Genomic DNA, 22,764 nt, shown 5'->3' on the forward strand with positions numbered 1-22,764 from the left:
TTCTTGAAGGCCGTTATGACAGCGTTTGATTCCAGAGATGTATTGCCCGTTGCCGGGTAATGCCGGTACTTATTTGTAGATTTCAGCGGTCGCGTGGAAGTTGCCGTCGTTGCGCGCTTCGATCACGCGGTAAGCGGTTGCCCCTTTGGCGTCGGCTTTATCGGACAGCGCCTGACGAATGTCGGAAGGCGCAGCGGCGACGCCGCTCACGGTGATCACACCGGCGGGCTGCAGTTTTGCGGCCTGGGTTGTGTCAACAGATTGTGCTGCGAATGCGCCAAAGGAAAGCATGGACAGAACGCTCAGGGTTGCAACGGTAGCTTTAATTTTCATCATCTCACCTCATCGTATTCTTTTATCAGTTCCAACGAACTGTGATTCAGTTCACGGAAATGAGTATACAGCTAGTAACGTGAAAAATTAATAGTTCGCTAACAGTTGCTAGTGAAACTTTAAACCGATGAACCTTATTTTTTATAACTACAAGGAATAAAAAACGCTCATAAAACGATCTTTCGATGTTAAATTTATGTAATTTCAATAAGGTAAGTGCTTTTGACCAAAAGTGCGGAAGATCACAGTTGGTACTGCTGGTTACATGGATATGTCATGGAAATGTGTTGTTGCGGGATAAAAAAGCAGTGTTAAACGCGGTTGAAGGCCGAAAAGGTAACGCGAGGGTTAAAGAAGCGCTAACAAAATGCGGGCGGTAGCCGCACTTTGTTAGCGCCAGGTTTCACAGCTCTTGCTCGAACACGCCCAGGATCGCTTCATGCAGCTTCTGAGCGGTAAAGCCGCTGGACGGCGTGACGAAAATCGTGTCGTCGCCGGCGATAGTGCCGAGGATGCCCTGGGATTTGCCCAAGGAGTCAAGCAGGCGGGCGATCAGCTGTGCGGCGCCCGGACTGGTGTGGATCACCACGACGGCGTCGTTATGGTCGACGTCCAGCACCAGGTTCTTCAGCGGGCTGGTGGTGGTCGGCACGCCGAGTTCGGCAGGAAGGCAATACACCATTTCCATTTTGGCATTGCGCGTACGTACCGCACCGAACTTGGTCAGCATGCGCGATACTTTGGATTGGTTAATGTTTTCGAAGCCTTCTTCTTGCAGCGCCAAAACGATCTCGCCTTGAGAACTGAATTTTTCTTCTTTCAATAACGCTTTGAACGTCTTGATCAGATCTTCCTGTTTTGCGGGATTACGCATTTTGCACCGTGGAATGTTGATAATGGAAGTCATGATTATGCATATAGATGAATTTTTATGCAACAAAGGCCGACCCAAAGAAAATAAACATGACCGGGCGGCGAGGAAAGGGCGGCATTTTAACAAAATCCGGCCGTGATGAATATGCCCTTTTGACGTCGGAAAATCGGCCTGCGCTGGTAAATAAAATGTTATTAAAATGATGTTGTTCTGATGTTGCGTAAGGGTGTAATGTAACGGCCGGTTAACTTGCTCGTGAATAACCTCGCACTATTTTTGATTAGTGTGCGCTATGCCCTTCATGCGTAAGCGATTTAATCTAAAATGGGCGCGACAGCGGTCATTTTATTGCACCTGCAGGCAACAATTAGCTAATTTATTGTTTTTAAAGGTGTAATAATTTAAGGTCCGTCACCAACACATTCACGGCGCTTTATATATTTAAGACAATAAAGGAGTATAGGATGAAAGTTGCAGTTCTCGGTGCTGCTGGCGGTATCGGCCAGGCCCTCGCCCTTCTACTCAAAACCCAGCTTCCTTCAGGTTCTGAACTCTCTCTCTACGACATTGCCCCCGTTACCCCAGGCGTTGCCGTCGACTTAAGCCACATCCCAACCGCAGTTAAAATCAAAGGCTTCAGCGGCGAAGACGCGACCCCGGCTCTGCAGGGTGCGGACGTGGTGCTGATTTCCGCCGGCGTGGCCCGTAAGCCAGGCATGGATCGCTCTGACCTGTTCAACGTTAACGCCGGCATCGTGCGTAACCTGATTGAGCAAGTGGCGAAAACCTGCCCGAAAGCCTGCATCGGCATCATCACCAACCCGGTTAACACCACGGTCGCCATCGCGGCGGAAGTGTTGAAAAAAGCCGGCGTTTACGACAAGAACAAACTGTTCGGCGTGACTTCGCTGGATATCATCCGTTCCAACACCTTCGTGGCCGAGCTGAAAGGCAAGCAGCCGGAAGAGCTGAATGTGCCGGTCATCGGCGGCCACTCTGGCGTGACTATCCTGCCTCTGCTGTCGCAGATCCCTGGCGTGAGCTTCACCGATCAGGAAGTGGCGGATCTGACCAAACGCATTCAGAACGCCGGCACCGAAGTGGTGGAAGCCAAAGCCGGTGGCGGGTCTGCTACGCTGTCCATGGGCCAGGCGGCCGCGCGTTTCGGTCTGTCTCTGGTGCGCGCACTGCAGGGCGAGAAAGGCGTTGTGGAATGCGCTTACGTTGAAGGCGACGGCAAATACGCTCGCTTCTTCGCACAGCCGCTGGTGCTGGGTAAAAACGGCGTTGAAGAACGCAAGGATATCGGCACGCTAAGCGCCTTCGAACAGAAAGCGCTGAATGAGATGCTGGACGTGCTGCACAAAGATATCGAACTGGGCGAGAAGTTCATCAATAACTGATCGTCTCGTCGCCGATAGTCAGCCGATAAACGCCGCCGGACGCTGTTCCGGCGGTTTTTTTTGCCCCGCGTTCACGATTTGATGCGGGCTTTTCGATCCAGCAGGCAATCGCTGTGCGGATCATAATAGCGGCTTGGCCAGATCTCCGATGGGTGGATGCCGATTGCTTCGGCGATCAGCCATTCCCCCTTCGGCCAGGGACGCGACAGCGCGTTGGCCAGCGTTGATGAGCTTAATCCGGCCTTGCGCGACACCGCCGCCAGCGTGGTGCCCTGTTTGCGTAACGCCGCGATGATATCTGCCGGATGCCAATCTGGGTTCCTTGAATTCATGTTTACATTCCTTTTCTGATTAGCCAAAGTTGCGTTAGTGGTATAACTAACGGATCAGGGTTAGGCGTTTGAACAACGTGAAACGCTTATTCGGAAACAAGAATACCATTAAATTTCCTAAAAAATACCCAAGTAATTTCCAAAAATGACTTTGCCCACTATTGCCCAGAGATGATGGCTATGAAAAACGAGTGGTTTGCCGCCAAGGAACTGACAGGCATCGCAGGATTACCTTCCTCACCACAGGGAATCAATCTGATGGCCCGGCGCGAAGGCTGGATAAGCCGCAGGCGTAAAGGCGTGCAGGGAAAAGCGTTGGAGTATCATATCGACAGCCTGCCGCCTGGTGCACGCAACCTGCTGATGCTGAAAGAAGATGGGGCGGCGTATGACGTAGAACGCCAGGATCCGTTAGCGGTATGGATCGAGTATTACTACCATTTGACGGAGAGCGAGCGCGAGAGAATGGTGGCTTTCCTGATGCGGGAAGGGATAGGCGGCCTGCTGGCGCGTATTGACGAAGAGAACAATACCTAGACAGGCCCGCCTCAGCGGGCCTGATAAGAATGTTAAGAAACTTTTATTTCTTAAAAGTCGCGTTGCACTGCCAGATGCGCCAGGCCTTCCAGCGCCGTGCGGTGCTCCGAGGCCGGCAAGACCTGCAGCGCGGCGATCGCCTTGTCGGCTTCTTCCTCGGCGCGTTGGCGAGTGTATTCCAGCGAACCGCATTGTTGCATCGCCTGCAATACCGGCTCCAGCAGATGACGACCGTTGCCTTGCTCAATCGCGCCGCGGATCATCTCACGCTGTGCGTCGTCGCCGTTGTGCATCGCGTGCAGCAGCGGCAGGGTCGGTTTCCCTTCATTCAGATCGTCACCGGTGTTTTTGCCCAGGGTGCTGCCGTCGGCGCTGTAGTCGAGCAGATCGTCGATCAGCTGGAAAGCGGTGCCGAGGTAGCGGCCATAATCTTGCAGCGCCTTCTCTTGCTCGGCGTTGGCGCCGGACAGGATCGCCGACGATTGCGCCGCCGCCTCAAACAGACGGGCGGTTTTGCTGTAGATCACCCGCATATAGCTTTCTTCGCTGATGTCAGGATCGTGCACGTTCATCAACTGCAGCACTTCGCCTTCGGCGATGACGTTGACCGCCTCCGACATCAGCGCCAGCACGCGCAGCGATTCCAGGCTGGTCATCATCTGGAAGGCGCGGGTATAGATAAAGTCGCCGACCAGCACGCTGGCGGCGTTGCCGAACGCGGCGTTGGCGGTGGCTTTGCCGCGGCGCATGTCCGATTCGTCGACGACGTCGTCATGCAGCAGCGTGGCGGTATGGATGAATTCGATCAGGGCGGCCACGGTGACGTGCTTGTTGCCTTCATAGCCCAACGCTCGCGCCGCCAGGACGGCGATCATCGGCCGGATGCGTTTACCGCCACCGCTGATAATGTAATAGCCAAGCTGATTGATGAGCGTGACATCGGAATTCAGCTGTTCGAGAATTGTTGCGTTCACGGCCGCCATATCTTGCGCGGTTAACTCGGTAATTTGCTCTAGGTTCATTGTGTTTTTTTCAGCTGTGTTTCTCTTCACCGCGTTGAGATCGCTGCTCACATCGGTACATGGCGGTAACTGTCCCTATGATTGTACTTGAAAAACGGTTCAGATAAACGCCACGAAAGAAACTGTGTTTTTTTTCTTCTTTTTTGTACATCTGGTCTTATTCTGCTCTTGTCATGCGCCGCTTTTTTGCGTAGAATTCGCGCCCTATTGTGAATATTTATAGCGCGCTCTGAACTAACACAGTCGGGCACGCGGAAAGCGGAGTTTTATATGTACGCGGTTTTCCAAAGTGGTGGTAAACAACACCGAGTAAGCGAAGGTCAGACCGTTCGCTTGGAAAAGCTGGACATCGCAACTGGTGAAGCGGTTGAGTTTGACCAGATTCTGATGATCGCTAATGGCGAAGATATCAAAATCGGCGTTCCTTTCGTCGATGGCGGCAAGATCAAAGCTGAAGTCGTTGCTCACGGTCGTGGCGAGAAAATTAAAATTGTTAAGTTTCGTCGTCGTAAACACCACCGTAAGCAGCAGGGCCACCGTCAGTGGTTCACTGACGTTAAAATCACCGGCATCAGCGCTTAAGTTAGGAGAGCGGATTAATGGCACACAAAAAGGCTGGCGGCTCGACTCGTAACGGTCGCGATTCAGAAGCTAAACGTCTGGGCGTAAAACGCTTTGGCGGCGAAGCAGTACTGGCAGGCAGCATCATCGTTCGTCAGCGCGGCACCAAATTCCACGCTGGTACCAACGTGGGTTGCGGCAAAGACCACACTCTGTTTGCTTTGAAAGACGGTAAAGTCAAATTCGAAGTTAAAGGCCCGAGCAATCGTAAATTCATCAGCATCGAAGCTGAATAATTTTTCGAGCCTTACGAAATAGATGTAAGCCCCGCAATTCGTTGCGGGGCTTTTTACATTTATGGGTTGCCTGCGGGCAGCCCTGTCAGCGTTGGCGAAGGTAATATGGATACGAAGCAGCAGGTCGGCGTGGGTATTTCCCTGGCGTTAACCACGGCGGTTTGCTGGGGCGCGTTGCCGATCGCGATGAAAGAAGTGTTGGCGGTGATGGAGCCGTTTACCGTCGTTTGGTATCGCTTTACCATGGCCGCCATCGGTTTGGGCGTGATCCTCGCGGTGCGCGGCAAGCTGCCGCCGCTGAAGATGTTCCGTCAACCGCGTTGGCTGCTGCTGTTGGCGATCGCCACGGCGGGGCTGTTGGGCAACTTTGTGTTCTTCAGTTCCTCGCTGCAATACCTGAGCCCGACGGCGTCGCAGGTGATTGGCCAGCTGTCGCCGGTGGGCATGATGTTCGCCAGCGTGCTGATTTTAAAAGAGCGCATGCGCATCACCCAGGTCATTGGCGCCTTGATGCTGATTTGTGGACTGATGTTGTTTTTCAACGTCAGTCTGATAGAGATCTTTACCCGGCTGACGGACTACACGCTGGGCGTCATGCTGGGCGTGTGTGCGGCGATGGTCTGGGTGAGCTACGGCGTGGCGCAGAAGGTATTGCTGCGACGGCTGGCTTCGCCGCAGATCCTGGTTATGTTGTACACTTTATGTGCGATGGCGTTGTTCCCTCTGGCCAAACCCGAGGTGATTTTCCAGCTTAGCGGCTGGCAATTGGCGTGCCTGCTGTTTTGCGGTGCCAACACGTTGATCGGCTATGGCGCGCTGGCGGAAGCGATGGCGCGCTGGCAGGCGGCGCAGGTGAGTGCGTTGGTGACGCTGACCCCGCTGTTTACCCTGCTGTTTTCTGATTTATTGGCGCTGGCCTGGCCCCAGGCGTTCGCCGCGCCGACGTTAAATCTCGTCGGCTATGTTGGCGCGTTTGTGGTAGTGGCGGGCGCTATGTTTTCCGCAATTGGTCACCGGTGGTGGCCGCGACGGGCAGAACCCCCCCAGGTTGCTCCTTTGAAGCAGCCCGGTGAATGATTTACGGAGACGGTAAATGAAGTTTGTAGATGAAGCAGCGATTCTGGTCGTTGCAGGCGATGGCGGCAACGGATGCGTCAGCTTCCGCCGCGAAAAATATATCCCTAACGGCGGGCCTGACGGCGGCGACGGCGGCGACGGCGGCGACGTCTACCTGCTGGCGGACGAGAACCTCAATACCCTGATCGACTACCGCTTTGAGAAGTCTTTCCGCGCCGAGCGCGGTCAGAATGGCCAGAGTCGCGACTGTACCGGTAAACGCGGTAAAGACGTCATCATCAAGGTGCCGGTCGGCACGCGCGTGAAGGATCAGGGCACCGGCGAGATCCTCGGCGACATGACCCGTCACGAGCAGAAACTGATGGTCGCCAAAGGCGGCTGGCACGGTCTGGGTAACACCCGTTTCAAATCGTCGGTCAACCGTGCGCCGCGTCAGAAGACGCTGGGCACCGCCGGCGAAGCGCGCGATCTGTTGCTGGAGCTGTTGCTGCTGGCCGATGTGGGCATGCTGGGGCTGCCGAACGCCGGCAAATCGACCTTCATCCGCGCGGTGTCCGCCGCCAAGCCGAAGGTGGCCGATTATCCGTTTACCACGCTGGTGCCAAGCCTGGGCGTGGTGCGCATGGACCACGAGCAGAGCTTTGTGGTCGCCGACATTCCGGGTCTGATCGAGGGCGCCTCCGAAGGCGCGGGCCTGGGCATTCGCTTCCTGAAACACCTGGAGCGTTGCCGCGTGCTGCTGCACCTGGTGGACATTGCGCCGATCGACGAATCCGATCCGGTGGAAAACGCCAAAGTCATCATCAACGAGTTGAACCAATACAGCGAAAATCTGGCGCAGAAGCCACGCTGGCTGGTGTTCAACAAAATTGATGTGATTGGTGAGGAAGAAGCCGCCGAACGCGCCAAGGCGATTGTGGAAGGCATGGGCTGGGAAGGAAAGTACTACATGATCTCCGCCGCCAACCGCGAAGGCGTCAACGCGCTGTGCTGGGACGTGATGAACTTCATCAACACCCAGCCGAAAGCGATGGCGATCGAAGAAAGCGCGCCGGAAAAAGTCGAATTCATGTGGGACGACTATCACCGCGAACAGCTGGCGGAGATGGAATCGGAGGCGGATGACGACTGGGATGACGACTGGGACGAAGACGACGACGAAGGTGTCGAAATCATTTACCAGAAGTAATTCGGTGATAAAGGGCTCAGCAACGCTGGGCCCTTATTATTTGAGCGCCTTTTCCGGCAGCCAACACTGGGCATTCAGGCCGCGCGCATCGCGGCGGTTTTCCAGCGTCAAGCGCCCCTGGTGCAGCTGCACGATGCGGATCACGATATTCAAGCCCAGTCCGCTGCCGCCGTAGCGTTGATCCATGCGGCGAAACGCCTGCGTCAGCTCCCCGACCATCTCTTCCTTGATCCCCGGGCCATCGTCGATGACCTGCAGCAGATAACCGCGATCCTGCGGCGTTAACCGCACCTGTATCGCGCCGCCTTCCGGGCCGTATCGGTGGGCGTTTTCGACCAGGTTGCGCAGCAGCAGCCGCAGCAGCACCGGATCGCCGTTCACCGCAGCGGCGGCCGGCAATTGCCAGGCCAGCGTTTGCCCGCGTTGGGCGGTCATTTCGTCGAGCTCTTCACGCAGCGGCTGGATCACATCGGCTACCCAATCGAAATGCTGGTAATGGCCGCTGGCAAAGTCTTGCCCGGCGCGCGACAGCATCAGCAGTTGCTCGACGGTGTGCATCAGTTGATCGATGCGGGCGAGCAGCGCCTGGCTGCCCTTGACGCCCTGTTTTTCCATCAGTTCCAGATGCAGGCGGATGCCGGCCAGCGGCGTGCGCAGCTCGTGGGCGGCGTCGGCGGTGAACAGGCGTTCCTGCTGAATGGTGTTGTCCAGCCGTGAGAACAGCTGATTGAGCGCATTGGTGACCGCCACCATTTCCTGGCTGTCGCTGGTGATCGGCAGCGGCGTCAGGTTATCGGCAGAGCGCTTTTCCAGCCGCTGCTGCAATTGGTTGAGCGGGCGGGTGATCCAGCTGATGGCCCAGAAAGACGCCAGCAGGGTCACGATCATCATGATCAGCGAAGGCGCCAACAGCGAGGCGATGGCCTCGGCGATCTCGGTATCGACGCGCTCGCTGCGCACTTTGGCGGACAGGGTTTCGTCCACCAGGAAGCTGATCTGTTCCTGGCTTTCGTGCCACAGCCAGAAGGCGCTGATGAGCTGCGTGACCAACAGGATCAGCGCCAACATCAGCAGCAGGCGGCGGCGCATGCTGATCATGAGGAAGGTTCCAGGCGGTAGCCGATGCCGCGCACGGTGCGGATGCGATCCTTGCCCAGTTTACGGCGCAGGTTGTGGATGTGCACTTCCAGCGTGTTGGAGCCCAGATCGTCTTGCCAGGTGTAGAGATCTTGTTGCAGGAGCTCACGGTTGACCGTCTGCCCGGCACGCATGATCAGGCGCGACAGAATGGCGAACTCTTTTGGCGTGACTTCCACCGGCTGTTGCTGCAGGTAGACCTGCTGGCTGGAGAGGTTCAACTGCAGGTCATCCACCTGCATCAGATTGTCGCTGTGGCCCTGGTAGCGCCGAAGGAGGGCGCGCACGCGCGCCTGCAGCTCAACCAGCGCGAAGGGTTTGACCAGGTAGTCGTCGGCGCCGGCGTCCAGCCCGTCGACGCGATCTTCCAGGGCGTCGCGGGCGGTCAGGATCAGCACCGGCAGATCGATCTGCTGGCGGCGCCACTGCCGCAGCAGCGCCGCGCCGTCCATATCCGGCAGGCCGAGATCCAGGATCACCATGCTGTATTGGCTGGTGATGAGCAGGCTGTTGGCCTCCGCCGCCGTGGCGGCGCAGTCGCAGACGTAACCCTCGCCGGTCAGCGCCAACGCCAGCCCCTGTTGCAGCAGTTCATCATCTTCAACGACCAGCAGCTTCATGATGACCCTCAGTTGTTTTGGTAAATATCCCGATACAGGCGGCTTTCGAAGCGCACCAGCGGCGCGCGGCGCTGTTTCTGATCTTCCGGCGGCACGGCGTAGCCGGAGAGATACTGTACGAAGGCCATACGCTGGCCGCTGGCTGTCGTGATGAAGCCCGCCAGGTTGTAGACGCCCTGCAGCGCGCCGGTCTTGGCCGACACCTTGCCGTCGACGCCGGCTTCATGCAGGCCGCCGCGGTAGCGCAGGGTGCCGTCATAGCCGGACAGCGGCAGCATCGAGATAAAGTTCAGCTCGTTGTCGTGCTGCGCGATGTACTGCAGCGCTTGCATCATGGTCGCCGGGGCCAGCAGGTTGTGGCGCGACAGGCCGGAACCGTCGGCGATGATGGTATTGCCCAGATCGATACCGGCCTTTTGGCGCAGCACCTGGCGCACCGCATCGGAGCCCGCTCGCCAGGTGCCCGGCACGCCGAAGCGCTCGTGGCCGATGGTGCGGAAGACGGTATCGGCAATCATGTTGTCCGACTTTTTCAGCATGATCTTCAACAGATCGTGCAGCGGTGCCGACTGGGTTTGCGCGATCACCGTGCCGGTAATGCCGGGACGCGTCTGGCGTTTCAAATGCCCGTCGATCTGGATGCCGGCCTGCGTCAGCTCGTCTTTCAAGATGGCGCCCGCATAGCTGGCGCCGTCCTGGATGGCGAAGGCCAGCGGCAACGGCTCGCTGCGCTGCGTCAGGCAGCCGGTCAGGGTAAAGCGGTTCAGCTCGCCCGGCACCACGTCCAGCTCGCAGTACTGTGCGTCTGCCGAGCCGCGCGCCAGGGTGCGTACCTGGCTAAACATATTAACCGGATAATAGGAGGCGACGCGGATAAACGCCATGTCGCCCGGATTCGGAGCGCTGTAGAGCGAGACCGAGAAACAGTTGCGATCGACGATGGCGGCGGCCGGCGGCGCGCTGAAGCACTGCGTCAGATCGTTCCACGGCCAACCGGGCGCTTTGTCATGGCTGGCGAAGACCGAGGTATCGACCAGCACGTCGCCGCTGATTTGGCGCACGCCTTGCTTTTTCAGGACGGCCACCATATTGCGCAGGCTCTGGCGTTTGAAGGTCGGATCGCCGCTGAAGCGAGCGATCAGGTTGCCGCGCAGCACGCCGTCGCGGATATCGCCCTGGCTCTCCAGCGTGGTGGTGAAACGGTAATCGGGCCCGAGTTGCAGCAATGCCGCCAGCGCCGTCAGCACTTTTTGGGTACTGGCCGGCAGCGCCATTTGCTGAGAGTGGTAATCGATCGTCGGCGAGCCGGCGCCGATCTTCTGAACGACCAGGGCAAGGTTGGCCCCATCAGGCAGATATTGTGTGTACTCTTCAACCGGGGCCGCATTCGCATTCAGAACAAATGCGCAAGCCAATGCACTGACAATTCGTGAAAAACGCATAATCTCGGGATAACAGCTGGATAACGTGCCGTCATACTACGGTGCAATCAGGGAAAAAGTAAACGATGACCCTCAAGGAACTCTAGGCTAAAATGCGTATCAAAATGCAAAACCGATCTTGGCTTGGGCTCCGTTCCGAGTCAGGTTTCTTTTGTTTGTCGCCTGGAGGCGGGGGGCGGTATGCCAACCGTGTTTTCATACGAATACGTCAGGATGACGGTTATTTGAACAGGAAAGATTTAGAGGTATTTATACGATGAACCAAATTCCGATGACCTTGTTTGGCGCTGAAAAACTGCGCGAAGAGCTCGAATATCTGAAAAGCGTGCGCCGCCCGAAAATCATTGCGGATATCGCTGAAGCGCGTGAACACGGCGACCTGAAAGAAAATGCCGAGTACCATGCCGCCCGCGAACAGCAGGGTTTCTGTGAAGGCCGCATTCAGGAAATCGAAGCCAAGCTGTCCAATGCTCAGGTGATCGACATCACCAAGATGCCGAACACCGGTCGGGTGATCTTCGGCGCCACCGTATCGGTGATGAATCTGGACAGCGAAGAAGAAGTGACTTACCGCATCGTTGGCGACGATGAGGCCGATTTCAAGAAAAATCTGATTTCGGTAAACTCGCCGATGGCGCGCGGCCTGATCGGCAAAGAGCAAGACGATGTGGTGGTGATCAAAACCCCAGGCGGCGACGTGGAATACGAGATCCTGAAGGTCGAGTATCTCTGATCGGGACCGTTGGTCATTAATGCGCCAACGTTTTGTAAAGATAGGAAAAAGGCCGCAAGCGGCCTTTTATCTTGGTCAGGCGCATGGCACCTTTTCGTTAACCTGATGGTTATTAACGCGGTAGACTGATCTTGCGCTCTTTCGACGGGCGGTAAAGAATAAGCGTACTGCCGATAACTTGCACATTGCAGGCGCCCGTTTCACGCACGATAGCGTCGGCGATCAGGGTCTTGGTTTCGCGATCTTCAGCGGCGATTTTTACCTTGATCAGCTCATGATGCTCCAGAGCCTGTTCAATTTCAGCCAGCACCCCTTCGGTAAGACCGTTATTGCCCAGCATCACCACCGGTTTTAACGGATGCGCCAGGCCTTTCAGGTGCTGTTTTTGTTTATTATTCAGATTCATTGTCTTTTTTGCTTAAGTTGGGATTGAAAACGGTACATTCTACCGCCATCTCATGTATATCACCAAATCGGTCTTCACCGGTGTGAGTCTACGTGAGCAGCGACCCTGACATAAGACTCTTTTTATGATAGTTGGAAAACGAGATGGCTAATAAAAAGCGTTCGGCTAGCTCCAGTCGCTGGTTACAAGAACACTTTAGCGATAAATATGTACAGCAGGCGCAGAAAAAGGGACTGCGTTCCCGTGCCTGGTTTAAACTTGATGAAATACAGCAGAGCGACAAACTGTTCAAACCGGGCATGACCGTGGTTGACTTGGGCGCCGCACCGGGCGGCTGGTCGCAGTATGTGGTCACCCAAATCGGCGGTACCGGGCGCATCATCGCCTGTGATATTTTGCCAATGGATCCTATCGTTGGCGTCGATTTCCTTCAGGGCGATTTTCGTGATGAACTGGTGCTGAAGGCACTGTTGGAACGAGTAGGCGAGAGTAAGGTTCAGGTGGTCATGTCCGATATGGCCCCGAATATGAGTGGCACCCCGGCGGTCGATATTCCAAGGTCGATGTATCTGGTGGAGTTGGCGCTGGATATGTGTCGTGATGTCCTCGCACCAGGCGGAAGTTTCCTGGTGAAGGTGTTCCAGGGAGATGGCTTTGACGAGTACCTACGGGAAATTCGCTCCCTGTTTACGAAGGTTAAGATTCGTAAGCCAGACGCTTCCCGCGCCCGTTCGCGCGAAGTGTACATTGTAGCGACAGGGCGCAAACTGTAGTACCCTAACGCTGTTTGTTAACACAGTTGTAAGATGAGGTTAATCCCTTGAGTGACATGGCGAAAAACCTAATTCTCTGGTTAGTCATCGCGGTAGTGTTGATGTCTGTATTCCAGAGCTTTGGGCCCAGCGAGTCGAATGGCCGTAGGGTGGATTACTCTACCTTCATGTCCGAACTGACCCAGGACCAGGTTCGCGAAGCGCGAATCAACGGACGTGAAATTAACGTTACCAAGAAAGACAGTAACAAATACACGACCTACATCCCTGTCAACGATCCTAAGTTGCTGGATACGTTGTTAACGAAGAATGTGAAAGTTGTCGGCGAGCCGCCTGAAGAGCCGAGCCTGCTGGCTTCTATCTTTATCTCTTGGTTCCCGATGCTGTTGCTGATCGGGGTCTGGATCTTCTTTATGCGGCAAATGCAGGGCGGCGGCGGCAAGGGCGCGATGTCCTTCGGCAAGAGCAAGGCCCGCATGCTGACGGAAGACCAGATCAAGACCACTTTCGCCGATGTCGCCGGGTGTGACGAAGCGAAAGAAGAGGTGAGCGAACTGGTGGAATACCTGCGCGAACCGAGCCGTTTCCAGAAGCTGGGCGGCAAGATCCCGAAAGGCGTGCTGATGGTTGGCCCGCCGGGGACCGGTAAAACGCTGTTGGCGAAAGCGATCGCCGGCGAAGCGAAGGTACCGTTCTTCACCATTTCCGGTTCCGACTTCGTCGAAATGTTCGTCGGCGTGGGTGCATCCCGCGTGCGCGACATGTTCGAACAAGCGAAGAAAGCCGCGCCGTGCATCATCTTCATCGATGAAATCGACGCCGTCGGTCGCCAGCGTGGCGCCGGCCTGGGTGGCGGTCACGATGAGCGCGAGCAGACCCTGAACCAGATGCTGGTTGAGATGGACGGTTTCGAAGGCAACGAGGGCATCATCGTCATCGCGGCGACCAACCGTCCGGACGTGCTTGATCCCGCGCTGCTGCGCCCGGGCCGTTTCGACCGTCAGGTCGTGGTCGGGCTGCCGGACGTGCGCGGCCGCGAGCAGATCCTGAAGGTGCACATGCGCCGCGTGCCGTTGGCGGCTGACATCGACGCCTCCGTCATTGCGCGCGGTACGCCGGGCTTCTCCGGTGCCGATCTGGCCAACCTGGTCAACGAAGCGGCGCTGTTCGCCGCCCGCGGCAACAAGCGCGTGGTGTCGATGGTGGAGTTCGAGAAAGCCAAAGACAAGATCATGATGGGTGCGGAACGCCGCTCCATGGTGATGACTGAAGCGCAGAAAGAGTCGACCGCGTATCACGAAGCGGGCCACGCCATCATTGGCCGCCTGGTTCCTGAACACGACCCGGTGCACAAGGTCACCATCATTCCTCGTGGTCGGGCGCTCGGCGTGACCTTCTTCCTGCCGGAAGGGGATGCGATCAGCGCCAGCCGTCAGAAGCTGGAGAGCCAAATCTCCACCCTGTACGGCGGTCGTCTGGCGGAAGAGATCATCTACGGGCCGGAAAAAGTCTCTACCGGTGCGTCGAACGATATCAAAGTGGCGACCTCCATCGCCCGCAACATGGTGACCCAATGGGGCTTCTCCGAGAAGCTGGGGCCGCTGCTGTATGCGGAAGAAGAGGGCGAAGTGTTCCTGGGCCGTTCCGTGGCCAAGGCGAAGCACATGTCGGATGAAACCGCGCGTATCATCGACCAGGAAGTGAAGTCGCTGATCGAACGCAACTACACGCGTGCTCGCTCGCTGCTGATGGAAAACATGGACATCCTGCACTCGATGAAGGATGCGTTGATGAAGTATGAAACCATCGATGCGCCGCAGATCGACGATCTGATGAACCGCAAAGACGTGCGTCCGCCGGCGGGCTGGGACGATGCGAACAAAGGCAACAGCTCCGACAACGGTGGCACCCCGAAAGCCCCGACGCCGGTAGATGAGCCGCGCACCCCAACGCCGGGCAACACCATGTCCGAACAGCTCGACAAGTAACAGCGGCTGTGTAATAACATCAAACCCCGGCATGCCGGGGTTTTTTTTTGCCCGGCGGGCAGTGAACCAGGCAACAGTAAGGTGGACCAACCATGCAGTTAACCGTGCGCGACATGACGCTCAATCTCTCCCATCCTCAGGTGATGGGCATCCTCAACGTGACGCCGGATTCGTTTTCCGACGGCGGCCGCCACAACACCCTGAACCAGGCGCTGGTACATGCGCATGCGCTGATTTCGGCCGGCGCCACGATGATTGATATCGGCGGCGAATCGACAAGGCCGGGGGCGGCGGAAGTGAGCGAAGAGGAGGAGCTTGAGCGGGTCGTGCCTGTGGTGGAAGCGCTGGCGCAGCGCTTTGAAGTCTTTATCTCGGTCGATACCTCGAAAGCGGGTGTGATCCGCGAATCGGCGCACGCCGGCGCACACTTGATCAACGACATCCGTTCGCTGCAGGAGCCGGGCGCCCTGGCGGCGGCGGCGGAAAGCGGTTTGCCGGTCTGCCTGATGCACATGCAGGGGCAGCCGCGCACCATGCAGCAGGCGCCCCACTACGACGATCTGATCGCCGACGTTCAGACGTTTTTCGAGCACCATATCCGGCGCTGTAACGAGGCGGGGATAACAAATCAGAAATTGCTGCTCGACCCAGGCTTCGGTTTCGGTAAAAATTTGGCGCACAACTATCAGCTTCTGGCCCGGTTGTCGGAATTTCATCGTTTCGGTTTGCCGCTGTTGGTCGGCATGTCGCGCAAATCGATGATTGGACAACTGCTGAACGTGCCGCCGGATCAACGGGTTATCGGCAGCGTGGCCTGCGCGGTGATCGCGGCGATGCAGGGGGCGCAGATTGTCAGAGTGCATGACGTTAAAGAAACCGTCGAGGCGATGCGTGTCGTCGAGGCAACACTTTCAGCTAAAGGACAGTAGAGACATGAGCGAGCGCAAATATTTTGGCACCGACGGCATCCGAGGCAAGGTCGGGGACAGCCCCATCACGCCGGACTTCGTGCTGAAACTGGGCTGGGCGGCCGGTAAAGTGCTGGCGCGTCACGGTTCCCGCAAGATCATCATCGGTAAGGATACGCGCATCTCCGGTTATATGCTGGAGTCCGCTCTGGAAGCCGGCCTGGCGGCCGCCGGATTATCCGCCTCCTTCACTGGGCCGATGCCTACGCCGGCGGTGGCCTACCTGACGCGCACCTTCCGCGCGGAAGCGGGCATTGTCATCTCCGCTTCGCACAACCCGTTCTATGACAACGGCATCAAGTTCTTCTCGATCGACGGCGCCAAATTGCCGGACAACGTCGAAGAGGCGATCGAAGCCGAGATGGAAAAACCGCTGACCTGCGTAGAGTCCGCCGAGCTGGGTAAAGCCAGCCGTATCATCGACGCCGCCGGCCGCTATATCGAATTCTGCAAAGGCACTTTCCCGAGCGAGCTGAGCCTGAAGGGGCTGAAAATCGTGGTTGACTGCGCCAACGGCGCGACTTATCACATCGCGCCGAGCGTGCTGCGCGAGCTGGGCGCCACGGTGATAGCCATCGGCGTTGAGCCGGACGGGATGAACATCAACGAAAAATGCGGCGCTACCGATGTGCGTCAGCTGCAGGAGCGCGTGTTGCAGGAAAAAGCGCACGTCGGCCTGGCGTTCGACGGCGACGGTGACCGCGTGATGATGGTGGATCACCTGGGCAACAAGGTGGACGGCGACCAGATCCTGTACATCATCGCCCGTGAAGGCCTGCGTCAGGGCCAGCTGCGCGGCGGCGCGGTCGGCACCCTGATGAGCAATATGGGGCTGGAGCTGGCGCTGAAACAGCTGGGCATTCCGTTCGCTCGCGCCAAAGTGGGCGACCGCTACGTGCTGGAGAAGCTGCAGGAGTTGGGCTGGCGCATCGGCGCGGAAAACTCCGGCCATGTGATCCTGCTGGACAAAACCACCACCGGCGACGGCATCGTGGCCGGGCTGCAGGTGCTGACCGCCATGGTGCGCAACCACATGAGCCTGCATGACCTGTGCAGCGGCATGAAGCTGCTGCCGCAGATCCTGGTCAACGTGCGCTTCGCCGGCGAGCACAATCCGCTGGAGTCCGACGCGGTGCGCAAAGTCACCGAGCAAGTGGAGGCCGAGCTGGCCGGCCGCGGCCGGGTGCTGCTGCGCAAATCGGGCACCGAGCCGCTGATCCGCGTGATGGTGGAAGGCGAAGACGAGCAGCAGGTGACCGCGCTGGCGCATCGCATCGCCGACGCGGTGAAATCCGCAGGTTAAAACAGACAGTTAGCCGCCGGGCTTGGCATCGCTGAGCCCGAACAGGCGATTGTTGGCGTTTTTTTCCGCAAACGCGCCGGCGGCTGCAAATTGCCCTTGCGCGGGTTGGCGGCTTTGGTTAGTATTCACACCCGCTTCAGTAGGCAGTTTATAAAAACGCCTGCTTGATGAGTGTGAAGCATTTGGCATGCGGTAAGGCCGCAAGGATACGGGTACTACTATGTACGAAGCTCTTCTGGTAATTTTCCTGCTGATCTCAATCGGGCTGGTTGCTCTGATTATGTTGCAGCAAGGTAAAGGCGCTGATATGGGAGCCTCTTTCGGAGCAGGTGCATCAGGCACATTGTTCGGTTCGAGTGGTTCCGGTAACTTTATGACCCGCATGACTGCTGTGCTGGCGACGCTGTTCTTCGTCATCAGCCTGATTCTGGGCAACCTCAGCAGCAACCAGAGCAAGAAAGGCAGCGAGTGGGAAAACCTGGGTCAGCCAGTGAAAACTGAGCAGACGACCGCGCCGGCGGCACCAGCCAAGCCGAGCAGCGATATCCCGCAGTAAGCCGTAACAAAGTTTGAAAGCGGTGGTTGTGAACTCGAAAGAACAACGGCCGTTAGCAGTAAGAATCAGTACCGAGGTGGTGGAATTGGTAGACACGCTACCTTGAGGTGGTAGTGCCCTAACGGGCTTGTGGGTTCGAGTCCCATCCTCGGTACCAAATCCCAGAGATAACTTGCAATTTTGCGATTATCGGCGTAGTATTTGCCACGTTTTCGGACGCGGGGTGGAGCAGCCTGGTAGCTCGTCGGGCTCATAACCCGAAGGTCGTCGGTTCAAATCCGGCCCCCGCAACCACTTTCCTTTAAGTGTTTATTTTCAAATACACTTTTCGATTGAAACCCGCTTTTCTCGATCAACATTTGAAAATGACACTTGCTCGAAAGTTGTACCGAGGCCGCCTAGCGGCAAACAGGGTCCAGTTGCATAAAGCCCCGATTTTTCGGGGTTTTTTGTTATTTGGCAACAGAATCACTGGGCTATTTAGCCCTTTTTTTATGTCTTGGGGGTGGGCTTGTCCACATTAGAGCAAAAGTTAACAGAGATGCTTTCGGCACCGGTAGAAGCGTTGGGCTTTGAGCTTGTAGGCATCGAATTCATTCGTGCGCGCCAATCGACGCTCCGCATCTATATTGATAGTGATAACGGCATCAATGTTGATGATTGCGCTGATGTCAGCCACCAGGTCAGCGCTGTATTGGACGTCGAAGATCCAATCACGGTCGCTTACAACTTGGAAGTCTCCTCTCCTGGCCTTGATCGCCCGATGTTCACCGCAGAACACTATACGCGTTACCTCGGTGAAGAAGTCAGCCTGGTCCTGCGCATGGCGGTACAGAACCGTCGCAAGTGGCAGGGTATTATCAAGTCTGTCGAAGGCGAGATGATCACGGTTACTGTGGAAGGGAAAGATGAAGTGTTCGCGCTGAGCAACATCCAGAAAGCGAACCTGGTACCCCACTTTTAAAGTTTGGAAGAGGCAACTAGGATGAACAAAGAGATTCTGGCTGTTGTTGAAGCAGTTTCCAATGAAAAATCCCTTCCGCGCGAGAAGATTTTCGAAGCGCTGGAAACTGCATTAGCCACCGCAACCAAGAAAAAATACGAGCAGGAAATCGACGTGCGCGTCAGCATTGACCGCAGAACCGGCGATTTCGATACCTTCCGCCGTTGGGTCGCCGTAGACGAAGTGACTCAGCCGACGCGTGAAATCACGCTGGAAGCCGCTCAGTTTGAAGATCCGAGCATCGAGCTCGGCGGATACGTCGAAGATCAGATCGAATCCGTGACCTTCGACCGCATCACCACCCAAACCGCCAAGCAGGTTATCGTGCAGAAAGTGCGCGAGGCCGAGCGCGCGATGGTGGTCGACGCTTTCCGTGAACACGAAGGTGAGATCGTCACCGGCGTGGTGAAGAAAGTGAACCGTGACAGCATCGCGCTGGATCTGGGCAACAACGCCGAAGCGGTCATTGGCCGTGAAGACATGCTGCCGCGCGAAAACTTCCGTCCGGGCGACCGCATTCGCGGCGTATTGTATGCCGTACGTCCCGAAGCTCGCGGCGCGCAGCTGTTCGTCAGCCGTTCCAGCCCGGAAATGCTGAAAGAGCTGTTCCGCATCGAAGTGCCGGAAATCGGCGAAGAAGTGATCGAGATTAAAGCGGCAGCCCGCGATCCAGGCTCCCGTGCGAAAATTGCAGTGAAAACCAACGACAAGCGCATCGATCCGGTCGGCGCCTGCGTAGGTATGCGCGGTGCGCGCGTTCAGGCCGTGTCGAGCGAGCTCGGCGGCGAGCGCATCGATATCATCCTGTGGGATGATAACCCAGCGCAATTCGTCATCAACGCCATGGCGCCGGCCGACGTCGCGTCGATCGTGGTAGACGAAGATAACTGCACCATGGATATCGCCGTTGAAGCCAGCAACCTGGCGCAGGCGATCGGCCGTAACGGCCAAAACGTGCGTTTGGCTTCCCAGCTGCTGAAACAACACCGCGGCGACGATCGTTGGGAACTGAACGTGATGACGGCGGACGACCTGCAGGCCAAGCACCAGGCCGAGGCTCATGCCGCTATTGATACCTTCACCAAGTATCTTGATATCGACGAAGATTTCGCCACCGTACTGGTTGAAGAAGGCTTCTCCACGCTGGAAGAGCTGGCCTACGTGCCGATCAAAGAGCTGTTGGAAATCGACGGTCTGGATGAAGATACGGTTGAAGCATTGCGCGAACGCGCCAAAGCTGCATTGACCACGCTGGCCCTGGCACAAGAAGAAAGCCTGGGCGACAACAAACCGGCCGACGATTTGCTCAACCTGCCGGGTCTTGAGCGCAGCATGGCCTTTAAACTGGCCGCGCGTGGGGTTTGTACGCTGGAAGATCTTGCCGAGCAGGGTGTTGACGATCTGGCTGATATTGAAGGGCTTAGCGATGAGCAAGCCGGCGAGCTGATCATGGCTGCACGCAATATCTGTTGGTTTGGCGACAACGCGTAATAACTGTAGCAGGAAGGAACAGCATGACGACAGATGTAACCGTAAAATCGCTGGCAGCAGAGATTCAGACTCCGGTTGATCGCCTGGTACAGCAGTTTGCTGATGCAGGGATCAACAAGTCCGAGTCGGACTCTGTTACCCAGCAAGAAAAAGAAACATTACTGGCGCACCTGAACCGTGAACACGGCAGCGCGCCGGGTAAACTCACTTTGCAGCGCAAAACGCGCAGCACCTTGAATATCCCGAGCACCGGCGGTAAAAGTAAATCGGTGCAAATTGAGGTCCGCAAGAAACGCACTTATGTAAATCGCGATACGCAGGAAGCCCAGTTGGCTGAAGCGGCAGAGCAGGCACAGCGTGAAGCGGAAGAGCAGGCACGGCGCGAAGCGGAAGAGCTCGCAAAACGCGAAGCGGAAGCGAAGCGCGCAGCCGAAGAGCAAGCCAAACGTGAGGCCGCGGAGATTGCTAAGCGTAATTCAGCGGAAAAAGAAAAAGTGACCAATCAACATACCGACGAAATGACCAAGCCAGCTCAGGCGGAAAAAGCACGCCGTGAAGCCGAAGCCGCTGAACTGAAACGTAAAGCGGAAGAGGAAGTGCGCCGCAAGGTTGAAGAGGAAGCCAAGCGCGTGGCGGAAGAAGCCCGTCGCATGGCCGAAGAGAACGGCGAGAAGTGGGCCCAGGCCGACGCGGCTAGCGCTGCGGTTGAAAGCGCCGACTATCACGTGACCACCTCTCAGCACGCCCGTGCCGCTGAAGATGAAAACGACGCCAAAGTTGAAGGCGATCGTCGCAGCCGCACCCGCGGCGGCAAAGCCACCAAGCAGAAGAAAGGCAACAAGCTGTCCGAATCCAAAGCGGATCGCGAAGAAGCGCGTGCCGTTACCCGTGGCGGCAAAGGCGGCAAACGCAAGCCTAGCGCTCTGCAGCAGGGCTTCAACAAGCCGGCGCAGGTGGTTAACCGTGACGTGGTGATCGGTGAAACCATCACCGTGGCCGAGCTGGCCAACAAGATGGCGGTCAAAGGTTCTCAGGTCATCAAAGTGATGATGAAACTGGGCGCCATGGCCACCATCAACCAGGTTATCGACCAGGAAACCGCACAGCTGGTTGCCGAAGAGATGGGCCACAAAGTTATCCTGCGTCGTGAAAACGAGCTGGAAGAAGCGCTGATGAGCGACCGTGATACGGGCGCTGCGGCCGAGCCGCGCGCGCCGGTCGTGACCATCATGGGCCACGTTGACCACGGTAAAACCTCTCTGCTGGACTACATCCGCTCCACCAAAGTGGCGGCGGGCGAAGCCGGCGGCATTACCCAGCACATCGGTGCCTACCACGTAGAAACCGAGAACGGCATGATCACCTTCCTGGACACCCCGGGCCACGCCGCGTTTACCTCGATGCGTGCTCGCGGTGCTCAGGCGACTGACATCGTGGTTCTGGTGGTGGCGGCCGACGACGGCGTGATGCCACAAACCATCGAAGCTATCCAGCACGCGAAAGCGGCGCAGGTGCCATTGGTGGTTGCGGTGAACAAAATCGACAAACCGGAAGCCGATCCGGATCGCGTTAAGCAGGAACTGTCTCAGTACGGCGTTATGCCGGAAGAGTGGGGCGGCGAAGCGCAGTTCGTTCACGTGTCCGCGAAAGCCGGTACCGGTATCGACGAGCTGCTGCAGGCCATCCTGCTGCAGGCCGAAGTTCTGGAGCTGAAAGCGGTTCGCAGCGGCATGGCGAGCGGCGTAGTGATCGAGTCCTTCCTGGATAAAGGCCGTGGCCCGGTTGCTACCGTGCTGGTTCAGGAAGGTACGCTGAACAAGGGCGATATCGTCCTGTGCGGCTTCGAATACGGCCGCGTGCGTGCGATGCGTGACGAGCTGGGTCGTGAAGTGACCTCCGCCGGTCCGTCTATCCCTGTGGAAATCCTCGGCCTGTCCAGCGTGCCTGCAGCGGGTGACGAAGCGACCGTGGTGCGTGACGAGAAGAAAGCGCGTGAAGTGGCGCTGTACCGTCAAGGCAAGTTCCGCGAAGTCAAACTGGCGCGTCAGCAGAAGTCCAAGCTGGAAAACATGTTCGCCAACATGACCGACGGCGAAGTGTCCGAGCTGAACATCGTACTGAAATCCGACGTACAGGGTTCTTGCGAAGCGATCAGCGACTCGCTGCTGAAACTCTCCACCGACGAAGTGAAGGTGAAGATTGTCGGCTCCGGCGTAGGTGGGATCACCGAAACCGACGCGACGCTGGCTGCGGCTTCCAACGCCATCATCCTGGGCTTCAACGTGCGTGCCGACGCTTCTGCGCGCCGCGTGATCGAAGCGGAAAGCCTGGATCTGCGTTACTACTCCGTGATCTATAACCTGATCGACGAAGTGAAGCAGGCGATGAGCGGTATGCTGGCGCCGGAATACAAGCAGCAGATCATCGGCCTGGCCGAAGTGCGCGACGTGTTCAAATCGCCTAAGTTCGGCGCTATCGCCGGCTGTATGGTTACCGAAGGGACCATCAAGCGTCACAACCCAATCCGCGTACTGCGCGACAACGTGGTTATCTATGAAGGCGAGCTGGAATCCCTGCGTCGCTTCAAAGATGACGTTAACGAAGTCCGTAACGGCATGGAATGTGGTATCGGCGTTAAGAACTATAACGACGTGCGCGTCGGCGACATGATCGAAGTGTTCGAAATCATTGAGATCCAACGCACCATCGCTTAACGATTG

23 protein-coding genes and 2 tRNA genes are annotated in these 22,764 nt (G+C 57.1%); 17 read left to right on the forward strand and 8 right to left on the reverse strand.

Annotated features, from left to right (window positions below; genetic code table 11):
- Nucleotides 1–69 precede the first annotated feature (69 nt).
- Nucleotides 70–333: a peroxide/acid stress response protein YhcN gene (gene yhcN / locus ACUTQY_RS13425; protein WP_046688569.1), complete on the reverse strand. Its 264-nt coding sequence runs from the start codon at nt 331–333 to the stop codon at nt 70–72.
- Nucleotides 334–736: 403 nt separating this feature from the next.
- On the reverse strand, nt 737–1,207 hold the full coding sequence (gene argR, locus ACUTQY_RS13430; protein ID WP_016929335.1) for a transcriptional regulator ArgR: 471 nt from the start codon (nt 1,205–1,207) through the stop codon (nt 737–739).
- A gap of 464 nt (nt 1,208–1,671) precedes the next feature.
- Between argR and mdh the strand changes: the two genes are divergently transcribed.
- Complete coding sequence (gene mdh / locus ACUTQY_RS13435; protein ID WP_033636811.1) at nt 1,672–2,610, forward strand: malate dehydrogenase; 939 nt, start codon at nt 1,672–1,674, stop codon at nt 2,608–2,610.
- Between the two features lie 71 nt (nt 2,611–2,681).
- Here the strand turns inward: mdh and ACUTQY_RS13440 are convergent, their stop codons facing one another.
- Nucleotides 2,682–2,942 carry a helix-turn-helix domain-containing protein gene (locus ACUTQY_RS13440; protein WP_004933567.1) on the reverse strand — a complete coding sequence of 87 codons (261 nt, stop codon included), beginning with the start codon at nt 2,940–2,942 and terminating at the stop codon, nt 2,682–2,684.
- A gap of 180 nt (nt 2,943–3,122) precedes the next feature.
- On the opposite strand from ACUTQY_RS13440, the gene ACUTQY_RS13445 reads away from it, so the two are divergent.
- A complete protein-coding gene (locus tag ACUTQY_RS13445; protein WP_033644178.1) occupies nt 3,123–3,479 on the forward strand; it encodes a DNA-binding protein in 357 nt (118 codons plus the stop codon).
- 50 nt (nt 3,480–3,529) lie between these two features.
- Here ACUTQY_RS13445 and ispB read toward each other — a convergent pair whose 3' ends face one another.
- The gene (ispB, locus tag ACUTQY_RS13450) at nt 3,530–4,501 is read right to left on the reverse strand and encodes an octaprenyl diphosphate synthase (protein WP_033641648.1); all 972 of its coding nucleotides are present in this window, start codon (nt 4,499–4,501) and stop codon (nt 3,530–3,532) included.
- 270 nt (nt 4,502–4,771) lie between these two features.
- Here ispB and rplU point away from each other — a divergent pair, with 270 nt between their 5' ends.
- From rplU to cgtA, 4 genes are all read left to right on the forward strand, one after another.
- The gene (rplU, locus tag ACUTQY_RS13455) at nt 4,772–5,083 is read left to right on the forward strand and encodes a 50S ribosomal protein L21 (protein WP_004933561.1); all 312 of its coding nucleotides are present in this window, start codon (nt 4,772–4,774) and stop codon (nt 5,081–5,083) included.
- A 17-nt stretch (nt 5,084–5,100) separates the two neighbouring features.
- Nucleotides 5,101–5,358, forward strand: coding sequence for a 50S ribosomal protein L27 (gene rpmA / locus ACUTQY_RS13460; protein WP_004933559.1), 258 nt, complete (start codon nt 5,101–5,103; stop codon nt 5,356–5,358).
- A 105-nt stretch (nt 5,359–5,463) separates the two neighbouring features.
- A complete protein-coding gene (locus tag ACUTQY_RS13465; protein WP_033641649.1) occupies nt 5,464–6,435 on the forward strand; it encodes a DMT family transporter in 972 nt (323 codons plus the stop codon).
- Nucleotides 6,436–6,451: 16 nt separating this feature from the next.
- Entirely contained in the window at nt 6,452–7,624 is a 1,173-nt protein-coding gene (cgtA, locus tag ACUTQY_RS13470) for an Obg family GTPase CgtA (protein ID WP_033641651.1), read from the forward strand.
- A gap of 36 nt (nt 7,625–7,660) precedes the next feature.
- Here cgtA and pmrB read toward each other — a convergent pair whose 3' ends face one another.
- The 3 genes from pmrB to dacB are packed head-to-tail and all read right to left on the reverse strand — an operon-like array spanning nt 7,661 to nt 10,823.
- Entirely contained in the window at nt 7,661–8,722 is a 1,062-nt protein-coding gene (pmrB, locus tag ACUTQY_RS13475; protein WP_046688108.1) for a two-component system sensor histidine kinase PmrB, read from the reverse strand.
- On the reverse strand, nt 8,719–9,381 hold the full coding sequence (gene pmrA / locus ACUTQY_RS13480) for a two-component system response regulator PmrA (RefSeq protein ID WP_033641655.1): 663 nt from the start codon (nt 9,379–9,381) through the stop codon (nt 8,719–8,721). The genes pmrB and pmrA overlap by 4 nt, the downstream gene beginning before the upstream one ends.
- 8 nt (nt 9,382–9,389) lie before the next feature.
- Entirely contained in the window at nt 9,390–10,823 is a 1,434-nt protein-coding gene (dacB, locus tag ACUTQY_RS13485; protein WP_025159591.1) for a serine-type D-Ala-D-Ala carboxypeptidase, read from the reverse strand.
- A 256-nt stretch (nt 10,824–11,079) separates the two neighbouring features.
- Between dacB and greA the strand changes: the two genes are divergently transcribed.
- Entirely contained in the window at nt 11,080–11,556 is a 477-nt protein-coding gene (gene greA / locus ACUTQY_RS13490) for a transcription elongation factor GreA (protein WP_004933539.1), read from the forward strand.
- A 112-nt stretch (nt 11,557–11,668) separates the two neighbouring features.
- Here greA and yhbY read toward each other — a convergent pair whose 3' ends face one another.
- Nucleotides 11,669–11,962 (reverse strand): ribosome assembly RNA-binding protein YhbY, encoded by a 294-nt coding sequence (yhbY, locus tag ACUTQY_RS13495; RefSeq protein WP_004933536.1) that lies wholly within the window; start codon nt 11,960–11,962, stop codon nt 11,669–11,671.
- Nucleotides 11,963–12,105: 143 nt separating this feature from the next.
- Here yhbY and rlmE point away from each other — a divergent pair, with 143 nt between their 5' ends.
- The 10 genes from rlmE to infB all read left to right on the forward strand — a co-directional run bounded on the left by rlmE (nt 12,106) and on the right by infB (nt 22,758).
- Nucleotides 12,106–12,735 carry a 23S rRNA (uridine(2552)-2'-O)-methyltransferase RlmE gene (rlmE, locus tag ACUTQY_RS13500; RefSeq protein ID WP_004933533.1) on the forward strand — a complete coding sequence of 210 codons (630 nt, stop codon included), beginning with the start codon at nt 12,106–12,108 and terminating at the stop codon, nt 12,733–12,735.
- Nucleotides 12,736–12,791: 56 nt separating this feature from the next.
- A complete protein-coding gene (gene ftsH / locus ACUTQY_RS13505; RefSeq protein ID WP_004933529.1) occupies nt 12,792–14,723 on the forward strand; it encodes an ATP-dependent zinc metalloprotease FtsH in 1,932 nt (643 codons plus the stop codon).
- Between the two features lie 92 nt (nt 14,724–14,815).
- Complete coding sequence (gene folP, locus ACUTQY_RS13510) at nt 14,816–15,652, forward strand: dihydropteroate synthase (RefSeq protein WP_042783532.1); 837 nt, start codon at nt 14,816–14,818, stop codon at nt 15,650–15,652.
- 4 nt (nt 15,653–15,656) lie between these two features.
- Nucleotides 15,657–16,994 carry a phosphoglucosamine mutase gene (glmM, locus tag ACUTQY_RS13515; RefSeq protein ID WP_033648671.1) on the forward strand — a complete coding sequence of 446 codons (1,338 nt, stop codon included), beginning with the start codon at nt 15,657–15,659 and terminating at the stop codon, nt 16,992–16,994.
- A 220-nt stretch (nt 16,995–17,214) separates the two neighbouring features.
- Nucleotides 17,215–17,550, forward strand: a complete 336-nt coding sequence (secG, locus tag ACUTQY_RS13520; RefSeq protein ID WP_004933519.1) for a preprotein translocase subunit SecG — start codon at nt 17,215–17,217, stop codon at nt 17,548–17,550.
- A gap of 70 nt (nt 17,551–17,620) precedes the next feature.
- Nucleotides 17,621–17,707, forward strand: a tRNA-Leu gene (locus ACUTQY_RS13525).
- Nucleotides 17,708–17,767: 60 nt separating this feature from the next.
- A tRNA-Met gene (locus ACUTQY_RS13530) sits at nt 17,768–17,844 on the forward strand.
- Between the two features lie 217 nt (nt 17,845–18,061).
- On the forward strand, nt 18,062–18,514 hold the full coding sequence (rimP, locus tag ACUTQY_RS13535; protein ID WP_033644179.1) for a ribosome maturation factor RimP: 453 nt from the start codon (nt 18,062–18,064) through the stop codon (nt 18,512–18,514).
- A gap of 21 nt (nt 18,515–18,535) precedes the next feature.
- A complete protein-coding gene (gene nusA / locus ACUTQY_RS13540; protein ID WP_004933514.1) occupies nt 18,536–20,044 on the forward strand; it encodes a transcription termination factor NusA in 1,509 nt (502 codons plus the stop codon).
- 23 nt (nt 20,045–20,067) lie between these two features.
- Nucleotides 20,068–22,758 (forward strand): translation initiation factor IF-2, encoded by a 2,691-nt coding sequence (infB, locus tag ACUTQY_RS13545; RefSeq protein ID WP_019453339.1) that lies wholly within the window; start codon nt 20,068–20,070, stop codon nt 22,756–22,758.
- Nucleotides 22,759–22,764: the final 6 nt, after the last annotated feature.

Source organism: Serratia sp. TSA_130.1, from assembly GCF_052691795.1.

Excerpts from the sequence above, each read along its gene's own strand:
- yhcN (WP_046688569.1), bottom strand. The coding sequence starts at position 333 with ATGAAAATTAAAGCTACCGTTGCAACCCTGAGCGTTCTGTCCATGCTT.
- argR (WP_016929335.1), bottom strand. The coding sequence starts at position 1,207 with ATGCGTAATCCCGCAAAACAGGAAGATCTGATCAAGACGTTCAAAGCG.
- mdh (WP_033636811.1), top strand. The coding sequence starts at position 1,672 with ATGAAAGTTGCAGTTCTCGGTGCTGCTGGCGGTATCGGCCAGGCCCTC.
- ACUTQY_RS13440 (WP_004933567.1), bottom strand. The coding sequence starts at position 2,942 with ATGAATTCAAGGAACCCAGATTGGCATCCGGCAGATATCATCGCGGCG.
- ACUTQY_RS13445 (WP_033644178.1), top strand. The coding sequence starts at position 3,123 with ATGAAAAACGAGTGGTTTGCCGCCAAGGAACTGACAGGCATCGCAGGA.
- ispB (WP_033641648.1), bottom strand. The coding sequence starts at position 4,501 with ATGAACCTAGAGCAAATTACCGAGTTAACCGCGCAAGATATGGCGGCC.
- rplU (WP_004933561.1), top strand. The coding sequence starts at position 4,772 with ATGTACGCGGTTTTCCAAAGTGGTGGTAAACAACACCGAGTAAGCGAA.
- rpmA (WP_004933559.1), top strand. The coding sequence starts at position 5,101 with ATGGCACACAAAAAGGCTGGCGGCTCGACTCGTAACGGTCGCGATTCA.
- ACUTQY_RS13465 (WP_033641649.1), top strand. The coding sequence starts at position 5,464 with ATGGATACGAAGCAGCAGGTCGGCGTGGGTATTTCCCTGGCGTTAACC.
- cgtA (WP_033641651.1), top strand. The coding sequence starts at position 6,452 with ATGAAGTTTGTAGATGAAGCAGCGATTCTGGTCGTTGCAGGCGATGGC.
- pmrB (WP_046688108.1), bottom strand. The coding sequence starts at position 8,722 with ATGATCAGCATGCGCCGCCGCCTGCTGCTGATGTTGGCGCTGATCCTG.
- pmrA (WP_033641655.1), bottom strand. The coding sequence starts at position 9,381 with ATGAAGCTGCTGGTCGTTGAAGATGATGAACTGCTGCAACAGGGGCTG.
- dacB (WP_025159591.1), bottom strand. The coding sequence starts at position 10,823 with ATGCGTTTTTCACGAATTGTCAGTGCATTGGCTTGCGCATTTGTTCTG.
- greA (WP_004933539.1), top strand. The coding sequence starts at position 11,080 with ATGAACCAAATTCCGATGACCTTGTTTGGCGCTGAAAAACTGCGCGAA.
- yhbY (WP_004933536.1), bottom strand. The coding sequence starts at position 11,962 with ATGAATCTGAATAATAAACAAAAACAGCACCTGAAAGGCCTGGCGCAT.
- rlmE (WP_004933533.1), top strand. The coding sequence starts at position 12,106 with ATGGCTAATAAAAAGCGTTCGGCTAGCTCCAGTCGCTGGTTACAAGAA.
- ftsH (WP_004933529.1), top strand. The coding sequence starts at position 12,792 with ATGGCGAAAAACCTAATTCTCTGGTTAGTCATCGCGGTAGTGTTGATG.
- folP (WP_042783532.1), top strand. The coding sequence starts at position 14,816 with ATGCAGTTAACCGTGCGCGACATGACGCTCAATCTCTCCCATCCTCAG.
- glmM (WP_033648671.1), top strand. The coding sequence starts at position 15,657 with ATGAGCGAGCGCAAATATTTTGGCACCGACGGCATCCGAGGCAAGGTC.
- secG (WP_004933519.1), top strand. The coding sequence starts at position 17,215 with ATGTACGAAGCTCTTCTGGTAATTTTCCTGCTGATCTCAATCGGGCTG.
- nusA (WP_004933514.1), top strand. The coding sequence starts at position 18,536 with ATGAACAAAGAGATTCTGGCTGTTGTTGAAGCAGTTTCCAATGAAAAA.
- infB (WP_019453339.1), top strand. The coding sequence starts at position 20,068 with ATGACGACAGATGTAACCGTAAAATCGCTGGCAGCAGAGATTCAGACT.